1 protein-coding gene is annotated in these 10900 nt (G+C 76.6%); it reads right to left on the reverse strand.

All coding sequences use genetic code 11. The features are described 5' to 3' along the window. Nucleotides 1–37: 37 nt before the first annotated feature. Nucleotides 38–10897: a type I polyketide synthase gene (locus B4U46_RS35775; protein ID WP_079432437.1), complete on the reverse strand. Its 10860-nt coding sequence runs from the start codon at nucleotides 10895–10897 to the stop codon at nucleotides 38–40. Between the last annotated feature and the right edge of the window lie 3 nt (nucleotides 10898–10900).

Genomic DNA, 10900 nt, shown 5'->3' on the forward strand with positions numbered 1-10900 from the left:
CCTCCCGGGCGATTGAGTTCGGACGGAGCGCCGGTGATCAGGAGATCCCGAACTCGTCGGTGATGAAGGCGAAGATCTCGTCGTCGGTGGCGCTCTCCAGGTCGCGGGCGTCTTCCTGCTGCGCCGTCGCGTGCCCGGGGTGGCCCCATTTCGCCAGTACGTCGTTGAGCCGCATGCCGATGCGCAGCCGGTCGGCCTCGTCGGCCGGGACCGGGCCCAGCAGGGCCTCCAGCCGGTCGATCTCGGCGAGCAGCGGGGCGATGCCCGCCGGTTCGCCGGGGACGATCTCGGCGCCCAGGTAGGCGGTCAGCTCGGCGGGTGTCGGGTAGTCGAACACCAGCGTCGCGGGCAGCCTCACGCCGGTCGTCGCGGCCAGCCTGTTGCGCAGGTCGACGGCGGTCAGCGAGTCGAACCCGAGCTCCTTGAAGGAGGATTCGGCGCTCACCGCGTCGGCGGAGTCGTGGCCGAGGACCACGGCCGCCTGGCGGCGCACCAGGTCCAGGACCGCCCGGTGCCGCTCGGCTTCGGGCAAGGCGGCCAGGCGCTGCGCGAAATCGGCCCCTGCGTCGCCGGCGGCGGCCTCGGCCGCGCGCCGCACCGGGGTGCGCACCAGCTTGCGCAGCAGCGGCGGCAGCCCGCCTGCGGCTGCCTGGCCGCGCAGTGCGGCGGTGTCCAGGCGGACCGGCAGCAGCTCGGCCTCGCCGGTGGCGAGCGCGAGGTCGAACAGGGCCAGGCCGGTCTCGTCGGACAGGCCGAGGATGCCGCCGCTCTGCATGCGGCGCCGGTCGGCCTCGTCGAGGTGTCCGGTCATGCCGCTGGCCTGCGCCCAGAAGCCCCACGCCAGCGAGGTCGCGGCGAGGCCGTGGCCCCGGCGGCGGCGTGCGAGGGCGTCGAGGAAGGCGTTGGCGGCCGCGTAGTTGGCCTGTCCGGAACCGCCGAGGACGCCGGTGGCGGAGGAGAACAGGACGAACGCGGCGAGTTCGTGGTCGCGGGTGAGTTCGTCGAGGTGGACGGCGGCGTCGGCCTTGGGCCGCAGGACGGCGGCGAGCCGGTCAGGGGTCAGGGACTCCAGGACGCCGTCGTCGAGGACGCCGGCGGTGTGGACGACGCCGGTCAGCGGCCGCCGCACGGCGGCGAGGAGCCGTGCCAGCGCGTCGCGGTCGGCCGTGTCGCAGGCGGCGACGGTGACCTCGGCGCCGGCCTCGGCCAGTTCGGCCCGCAGGGCGTCGGCGCCCGCCGCGGCGGGGCCGCTGCGGCTGACGAGCAGCAGGTGGCGCACCCCGTGCCGGGTGACCAGGTGGCGGGCGAGGAGCCCGCCCAGCACGCCGGTGCCGCCGGTGATCAGGACGGTGCCCTCGGGGTCGAAGGCGGGGCCGGCGGCGTCCTCGGCGGGTGCGGCCGCCCGGACCAGGCGCGGGACGGTGGTGTTCCCGTCGTGGACCGCGAGCTGCGGCTCGCCGGTGGCCAGGGCGGCGGGCAGGGCCCGCCAGGAGGCGTCGCAGCCGTCGACGTCGGCCAGGACGAACCGGCCGGGCGCCTCGGACTGCGCGGAGCGCAGCAGGCCCCACACGGCGGCGGCGGCCGGGTCGGCGGCGGCGCCGGCGGCGGTCGCGCCGACGGTGACCACGGCGAGCGGGACGTCGCCGGGCGCGTCCGCGGACAGCCAGTGCTGTACGTCGGCCAGCGCGCGGCGGGTCGCGGCATGGGCGCGCTCCGCGAGGCCCGTGCCGGCGGATCCGGCGGCGCCGGGGTCGGCGGCCGCGATCAGGACCAGGTCGGGGGTGGCGGCGCCGGCCTCCAGGGCCGCCGTCAGCTCGGCGGCGTCCGCGTGGCGTGCTGCCCGTACTCCGGCGGCGGCGAGGGCGTCGCCGAGGTCTGCGGAGCCGATGACGGCGAGCCGCTGGACGGCCGGGGCGGCGGCGGGCGCGTCGGCCCACTCGACCCGGAAGAGGCAGTCGCCGTGGGCCCGTCCGGCGTTGCGCAGCTGTTCGGGGGCGATCGGCAGCATCGTCAGGGACTCCACCGTGGCCACCGGGGCGCCGGTGGCGTCGGCGACCGCGAAGGAGATGCCGTTGCGGCCGGTGTGGGAGAGCCGGACGCGCAGGGCGCCGGCGCCCGCGGCGTGCAGGGTGACGCCGCGCCAGGCGAACGGCAGCCGCGGCTTGCCCTGGTCCTCGTCGGCTATGGCGCCGTCGAGGAAGGTGCCGAGGCCCATCGCCTGGAGGGCGGAGTCGAGCAGGCCGGGGTGGACGCCGAAGGCGGCCGCGTCGGCGCGCGCCTCGGCGGGCAGCTCCACCTCGGCGTAGATCTCCTGGCCGAGCTGCCAGGCGGCCCGCAGGCCCTGGAAGGACGGCCCGTACCCGAAGCCCTGGCGGGCGGCCTCCTCGTAGACGCCGTCGAGCGGCAGTTCCCGGGCGCCGCGCGGCGGCCAGACGGACAGGTCGGCGGGGCGGTGGATGCCGGTTTCGGCGGGGGCCAGGACGCCGGTGGCGTGGCGGCTCCACTCGGCGTCGGGGTCGCCGGCCGGCCGCGAGTGCACGGAGAGGGTGCGGCGGCCGGTGTCGTCGGCGGCGCCGACGGCGACCTGGATCTGGCGTCCGCCCAGCTCGGGCAGGAGGAGCGGCGCCTGGAGGGTGAGCTCCTCGACGCGGCCGCAGCCGACCTGGTCGCCGGCGCGGACCGCGAGTTCCACGAAGGCCGTGCCGGGGAAGATGACGGTTCCGACGACGGCGTGGTCGCCGAGCCAGGGGTGTGAGTCGACGGACAGGCGGCCGGTGAACAGGAAGCCGTCCGTGTCGGCCAGCTCCACGGCGGCGCCCAGCAGCGGGTGCTCGGCCGGACCCAGGCCGGCGGAGCCGATGTCGCCGATGGTGGTGCGCGGGGCCTCCAGCCAGTAGCGGCGGCGCTGGAAGGCGTAGGTGGGCAGGTCGGTGCGCTGGGCGCCGGTGCCGTCGAAGGCCCTGGCCCAGTCGACGTCGGCGCCGTTCACCCACGCCTCGGCGAGCGAGGTGAACACCCGGCGCAGACCGCCTTCGTCACGGCGCAGCGAGCCGAGCGCGGTCGCGTCCATCTCGGCGAGGCCGACGGCGAGGACCGGGTGCGGGCTCGACTCGATGAAGAGCCGGTGCCCGTCGGCCTGGGCCGCCTTGACGGCCTGCTCGAACAGGACGGGGTTGCGCAGGTTGCGGTACCAGTAGCCGCCGTCCAGCTCCGTGCCGTCCAGCAGCTCGCCCGTCAGGGTGGAGTACATGGGGATCGCCGCCTGGCGGGGGTTCAGGCCGCTGAGCAGGTCGGCCAGTTCGGCTTCCAGCTTCTCCACGTGGGAGCAGTGGGAGGCGTACTCCACCGCCACCCGGCGGGCCCGGACCCCCTCGGCTTCGAGGACGGTGACCAGCTCGGCGCAGGCGTCCGCGTCACCGGAAACCACCGTCGAAGACGGACCGTTCACGGCCGCGACCGCCAGCCGGTCACCGAAGACCGCGGCGATCCGCTCCGCCGCGTCGGCGGCCGGGAGACTCACGGACACCATGCCGCCCAGACCCGCGATGGCATCGATGGCCCGGCTGCGCAGGGCCACCACCTTCGCCGCGTCCTCCAGCGAGAGCGCGCCCGCCACGCACGCGGCGGCGATCTCACCCTGCGAGTGGCCGATGACCGCCGACGGCCGGACCCCGTACGAGATCCAGACCTCGGCCAGCGCCACCATCACCGCGAAGAGGACCGGCTGGACCACGTCCACCCGCTCCAGCGGGTCGTCGGAGCGCAGGACGTCCGTCAGCGACCAGTCCACGTAGGGGGCGAGGGCTTCCTCGCACTCGGCGATCCGCGCCGCGAACACCGGCGAGGAGTCGAGGAGTTCGACAGCCATGCCGACCCACTGCGAACCCTGGCCCGGGAAGACGAACACGGGACGGGAGGAGCCGGCGCCCGCGTGGCCGCGGACGACGCCGGGGGCCTCGCGGCCCTCGGCCAGGGCGGTGAGCGCCTCGGCCGGGTCGGCGCCCAGGACCACCGCGCGGTGCTCGAAGACGGCCCGGGTCGTCACCAGCGAGAGGCCGATGTCGACAGGCTCCGGTGCGGTGTGCTCGGCGAGGTGGGCGGCGAGCCGCTCCGCCTGGGCCCGGACGGCCGCCTCGGACTTGGCCGAGAGCACCCACGGGGTGACGGAGAGGGGGGTGCGCGCCACGGGCGCCGCGGTGGGCGCGGGGGTTTCGGGGGCCTGTTCCAGGACCACGTGGGCGTTCGTGCCGCTGATGCCGAACGAGGAGACGCCGGCCCGGCGCGGACGGCCCGTCTCGGGCCACTCCCGCTGCCGCGTCAGCAGTTCGACCGCGCCCGCCGACCAGTCGACGTGCGGGGACGGCTCGTCCACGTGCAGCGTCCTGGGCAGGACGCCGTGCTGGAGGGCGAGGACCATCTTCATCACGCCGGCGACGCCGGCGGCGGCCTGGGCGTGGCCGATGTTGGACTTCAGCGAGCCGAGGTAGAGGGGCTCGTCGGCGGAGCGCTCCTGTCCGTACGTGGCCAGGAGGGCCTGCGCCTCGATCGGGTCGCCCAGCGTCGTGCCGGTGCCGTGCGCTTCCACCGCGTCGACCTCGGCGGCCGACAGGCCCGCGTTGGCGAGCGCGGCACGGATGACGCGCTGCTGCGAGGGCCCGTTGGGGGCGGTGAGACCGTTGGAGGCGCCGTCCTGGTTGACGGCCGTGCCGCGGACGACGGCGAGGACGGGGTGGCCGTTGCGCTCGGCGTCGGAGAGCCGCTCCAGGAGGAGCATGCCCACGCCCTCGGACCAGCCGGTGCCGTCGGCGGCGGCGGCGAAGGCCTTGCAGCGGCCGTCGGCGGCGAAGCCGCCCTGGCCGCTGAGGCCCACGAAGCCGGCCGGGGTGGCCATGACCATGACGCCGCCGGCCAGGGCCATCGAGCACTCGCCGCCCCGCAGGGACTGCGCGGCGAGGTGCAGGGCGACCAGGGAGGAGGAGCAGGCGGTGTCGACGGTGACGGCCGGGCCCTCGAAGCCGAAGGTGTAGGAGACGCGGCCGGAGACCACGCTCGCGGTCGTGCCGGTGAGGAAGTAGCCCTCGATGCCCTCGGGGGCCTGCTGGAGCAGGGCCGCGTAGTCCTGGCCGCTGGAGCCGGCGAAGACGCCGGTGCGGCTGCCGCGCAGCGTGGCGGGGTCGATGCCGGCGCGTTCGAAGGCCTCCCAGGAGGTTTCCAGCAGCAGCCGCTGCTGGGGGTCCATCGCGGTGGCCTCGCGCGGCGAGATGCCGAAGAAGGCCGGGTCGAAGGAGCCGGGGTCGTCGATGAAGCCGCCCTGGATCGCCTCGTGTCCGCCGGCTCCGCCGTCCTGGTGGGGCAGGGCGGGGACGTGCCAGCCCCGGTCGTCGGGTACGGCGGAGACGGCGTCGCCGCCTTCCGTGACCAGGCGCCACAGCTGTTCGGGCGTGGAGACGCCGCCGGGGAGCCGGCAGGCCATGCCGACGACGGCGATGGGCTCGTCGTCGGCCGGGGCCGCGGCGGCGGCCGTGCGGCCGGCGGTGGCGGGGTCCTGGCCGAGCAGGAGTTCGGCCAGGTGGCCGGCGAGGACCTGCGGGGTCGGGTAGTCGAAGATCAGCGTCGCGGACAGGGGCAGGCCGGTGAGGGCCTTGAGGGCGTTGCGCATCTCGACGGCGGTCAGCGAGTCGAAGCCGAGGTCGCTGAAGGCGCGCCGGGCCTCGATGCCGTCGGGGCCGGCGTGGCCGAGGACGGCCGCGGCCTGGGTGCGGACCAGGTCGAGGAGGTGGCGCTCGCGGTCCTCGGGCGCGAGTGCGGCCAGCAGCACGGCGAGGGCGTTGTCCTCGGCGGCGGCTGCGGCGCCGGCGGCGCTGCGGCGGGCCGGGACGCGGACCAGGGCGCGCAGCAGCGCGGGGATCCGGGCGGCGCCCTGGGCGCGGAAGGCGGCCAGGTCCAGGCGGGCGGGCATCAGGTGCGCGTCCGGCAGGGCGGTGGCCGCGTCGAACAGGCCGAGGGCCTCCTCGCTGTCCATGGCGGCGACGCCGGTACGGCCGATGCGGTCGAGGTGGGCGTCGTCCAGCTTGCCCGCCAGTCCGCTGCGTTCGGCCCACAGGCCCCAGGCGAGCGAGGTGGCGGGCAGGCCGAGGGCCCGGCGGTGCTGGGCGAGGGAGTCCAGGAAGGCGTTGGCGGCTGCGTAGTTGCCCTGGCCGGGGCCGCCGAAGGCGGCGGCGACGGAGGAGAACAGCACGAACGCGGTGAGGTCCTCGCCCCGGGTCAGCTCGTGCAGGTTGACGGCCGCGTCCGCCTTGGGGCGCAGCACCGCGGCGACGCGCTCGGGCGTCAGCGCGGAGATGACGCCGTCGTCGGAGACGCCGGCGGCGTGGACGACGGCGGTCAGCGGGTGCTCCGCCGGCACGGCGGCGAGGACGGCGGCCAGCGCGTCGCGGTCGGCCGCGTCGCAGGCGGCGAAGGTGACGGTGGCGCCGAGGGCGGTGAGCTCGTCGCGCAGCCCGGCCGCGCCGGGGGCGTCCTGGCCGCGGCGGCTGAGCAGCAGCAGGTGGCGCACGCCGCGGGCGGTGACCAGGTGGCGGGCGAGGAGCTGTCCGAGGGTGCCGGTGGCGCCGGTGAGCAGGACGGTGCCCCACGGGTCGTACGCCGGCGCGGCCTCCTCGCCGGCCTCGGTGGCGATGCGGGCCAGCCGCGGTACGTGGACCTGCCCGGCGCGCAGGGCGAACTGGGGCTCGTCCGTGGCGAGGGCGGCCGGCAGGGCGCGGGCCGACTCCTCGCCGGCGTCGGTGTCGACGAGGACGAAGCGGTCGGGGTGTTCGGACTGGGCCGAGCGGATCAGGCCCCAGAGGGGTGCGGCGGCCAGCCCGGCGGCGGTGTCGCCGGGGTGGGCGGCGACCGCGTCGCGGGTCAGCAGGACGAGGCGGGCGCCGTCGAAGCGGGGGTCCTCGGCCCACTGGCGGGCCAGCTGCAGGGCGCGGCGGCCGTGGGCGTGGGCGGCCGCGGCGGTGCCGTCGGCGCCCTCGGGCCGGAAGGGGGCGGCCAGCACCGTCCCGGGTACGGGCGCGCCGGCGTCGACGGCCGCGCCGAGCGCGTCCAGGTCGGCGTACTCGGTGAGGCCGGCGGGGAGCACGGCCGGGTCGCGCAGCACGGCCGCCAGCTCCGGGGCGGTGCCGATCAGGGCCCACGGGCCGGGTGCGGCGGCGGGTGCGGCGGGCGCCTCGGTCCACGTGACGCGGTACAGCGCCTCGTGGTGGCCGGCGCCCGCGCCGGCCAGCTGTTCGGCGGCGACCGGCCGCAGCACCATGGACTCCACGGTGGCGACGGGCAGTCCGGTGCCGTCGGCGAGGAAGACGGTGACGCCGTCGGTGCCCGACGGGGTGATCCGCACGCGCAGGGCGCGGGCGCCGGAGGCGTGCAGCGAGACGCCGTTCCACACGAACGGCAGCCGGCCCCGGCCGGGGCCCATGCCGCCGTCGGCGTCCTGGAACGCCATGGCGTGCATGGCCGCGTCGAAGAGGGCGGGGTGCAGTCCGAAGAGGGCGGCGTCGGCGTCGTGGCCGTCTGGGAAGGAGGCCTCGGCGAAGATCTCCTCGCCGCGCCGCCACACGGCGCGCAGGCCCTGGAACTGGGGGCCGTAGTCGTAGCTCTGGGCGGCGAGGGCGGCGTAGAACCCGTCGGTGTCGAGGGGTTCGGCGCCGGCCGGCGGCCACTGGGCGAGTTCGGCCCAGACCGGTTCGGCGGGCCGGGCGGTGCCGGCCGCCGGGGCGAGGGTGCCGCTCGCGTTGCGGGTCCAGGGGGTGTCGGGGTCGTCGCCGTCGGGGCGGGAGTGGACGGCCAGGGGGCGCTGTCCGTGCGCGTCAGCGGCGCCGACGGTGACCTGGAGCTGGACCCCGCCCCAGGCGGGCAGGACCAGCGGGGCCTCCAGGGTCAGTTCCTCCAGGCGGGAGCAGCCGCTGTGGTCGCCGGCGCGGACGGCGAGGTCCACGAAGGCGGTGCCGGGCACCAGGACGGTGTCCAGTACGGCGTGGTCGGCGAGCCAGGAGTGGGTCTGGAGGGAGAGCCGGCCGGTGAAGAGGAAGCCGTCGCCGTCGGCGAGGCTCACGGCCGCGCCCAGCAGCGGGTGTTCGGCGGAGCGCAGGCCCGCGGCGGTGACGTCCCCGGTCTGCGGCAGCCAGCGCGAGGGCCAGTGCCGCTGGTGGCGGAAGGCGTAGGTGGGCAGGTCGACGCGGCGGGCGCCGGTCCCGGCGAAGACGGCGGCCCAGTCGGGGGCGGCGCCGTGGACGTGGGCCGTGGCCAGGCCGGTGAGCAGGGCCTGCGGTTCGGGGCGGTCCCCGCGCAGCAGGGGGACGAACACGGCTTCCCCGGCGGTGTCGGCGCCCATGGCGGACAGCACCGCGTCGGGGCCGAGTTCGACGAAGCGGTGGACGCCGCTGCGGTGGAGGGTGGCGACGGCGTCGGCGAAGCGGACGGCTTCGCGGACGTGCCGCACCCAGTACTCCGGGTCGCGCAGCTCGTCGGCCGTGGCCACCGCGCCGGTGACGTCGGAGACGACGGGGATGGCCGGGGCGTGGTAGGTGACGCTCTCGGCGGCCCGCCGGAAGTCCGCGACCATGGGATCCATGAGCGGGGAGTGGAAGGCGTGGCTGACGGTCAGCCGCTTGGTCTTGTGGCCGCGGGCGGCGAGGACGTCAGCGATCTCGGTGACGGAGCCGGCCGCACCCGAGATCACCACGGAGCGCGGGCCGTTGACCGCCGCGATGCCGACGTCCCCGTAGGCGGCGAGCAGTTCGGCGGCCTCCTCTTCCGAGGCGCGTACGGAGACCATCGCCCCGCCCTCGGGGAGGGCCTGCATGAGCCGGCCGCGGGCGGTGACCAGGCGGGCCGCGTCGGCCAGCGAGAACACCCCCGCCACGTGGGCGGCGGCGATCTCGCCGATGGAGTGGCCGAGCAGGTAGTCGGGGCGCAGGCCCCAGCCCTCGACGAGCCGGTACAGGGCCACCTCGAGCGCGAAGAGCGCGGGCTGGGTGTACGCGGTGCGGTTCAGGTCGGCGGCGTCGTCCGCGAACATCACCTCGCGCAGCGGGCGCTCCAGGTGCGGGTCGGTTTCGGCGCACACGGCGTCCAGCGCCCGGGCGAACGCGGGGAAGGCCTCGTACAGGTCGCGTCCCATGCCGGGGCGCTGGGCGCCCTGGCCGGTGAAGAGGAACGCGGTCGGGCCGCCGGCGGTGGTGCCGGTGATCAGGCCGGGGGCCGGTTCGCCGGCCGCGAGCGCGTCGAGCGCGGCGAGCAGGCCGCCGGTGTCGGTGCCCAAGGCGACGGCGCGGTGTTCGAGCGCGGCCCGTCCGGTCGCCAGCGAGTAGCCGGTGTCGACGGGGGCGGCCGGCTCCTGGCCGCGCAGGTGCGCGGCCAGGCGGGCGGCCTGCGCGGCCAGCGCGTCCGCGGTCTTGCCTGAGACCGGCCACGGGACCAGCGGCAGCGTGGCCGTCGGGGCGTCGGCCGGGGCCTCGGCAGGGGCGGGGGCCTCTTCGACGATGACGTGGGCGTTGGTGCCGCTGATGCCGAACGAGGAGACGCCGGCTCGGCGCGGGCGCTCGGAGCGGGGCCACGGGCGGGCCTCGGTGAGCAGCTCCACCGCGCCGGCGGACCAGTCGATGTGGGGGGTCGGCTCGTCGACGTGGAGGGTCTTGGGCAGCACCTCGTGGCGCATCGCCTCGACCATCTTGATGACGCCGCCGACGCCTGCGGCGGCCTGGCTGTGGCCGATGTTGGACTTCAGGGAGCCCAGCCACAGCGGCCGGCCGGCGGGCCGGTCCTGGCCGTAGGCGGAGATCAGGGCGTGTGCCTCGATCGGGTCGCCGAGGGTGGTGCCGGTGCCGTGCGCCTCGACCGCGTCGACCTGCGCCGCGGTGAGCCCGGCGTTGTCCAGGGCCTGCTGGATGACGCGCTGCTGGGACGGCCCGTTGGGGGCGGTGAGGCCGTTGGAGGCGCCGTCCTGGTTGACGGCGGAGCCGCGCAGGACGGCGAGGACGGGGTGGCCGTTCCTGCGGGCGTCGGAGAGCCGCTCCAGGAGCAGCATGCCGACGCCCTCGGCCCATCCGGTGCCGTCCGCGGCGGCCGCGAACGCCTTGCAGCGGCCGTCCACGGCCAGTCCGCGCTGGCGGGAGAACTCCACGAACATGCCGGGGGCGGACATCACGGTGGAGCCGCCGGCGAGGGCGAGGGTGCACTCGCCGGCCCGCAGCGCCTGGGCCGCGAGGTGCAGCGCCACCAGGGAGGAGGAGCAGGCCGTGTCCAGGGTGACCGCGGGGCCTTCCAGGCCCAGCGTGTAGGAGACCCGCCCGGACACGACGCTGGCGGCGGTGCCGGTCAGGTAGTAGCCCTCGACGGGCTCCGCCGAGCGCTGCAGCAGCGTCGAGTAGTCCTGGCCGGTGCTGCCGGCGAAGACGCCGGTGCGGCTGCCGCGCAGCGACGCCGGGTCGATGCCGGCCCGTTCGAGCGCTTCCCACGAGGTCTCCAGCAGCAGCCGCTGCTGGGGGTCCATCGCCAGGGCCTCGCGCGGGGAGATCCCGAACAGGGCCGCGTCGAAGTCGGCGACGTCCCGCAGGAAGCCTCCCTCGCGGACGTAGGAGGTGCCGGGCTGGTCGGGGTCCTCGGCGTAGAGCCGCTCCACGTCCCAGCCCCGGTCGTCGGGGAACGCGCCGACCGCGTCCGTACCCGAGGCGACCAGCCGCCACAGGTCCTCCGGGCTGCGCACGCCGCCGGGGTAGCGGCAGCTCATGGCGACGATCGCCACGGGCTCCTGCTCTCCGGCCTCGACCTCGCGCAGGCGCTGGCGGGTCTGGTGGAGATCAGCCGTCACCCGCTTGAGGTAGTCGAGGATCTTCTGGTCGTCCGTCATGAT

The sequence above is a fragment of the Streptomyces katrae genome, from assembly GCF_002028425.1.
Taxonomy (GTDB): Bacteria; Actinomycetota; Actinomycetes; order Streptomycetales; family Streptomycetaceae; genus Streptomyces; species Streptomyces katrae_A.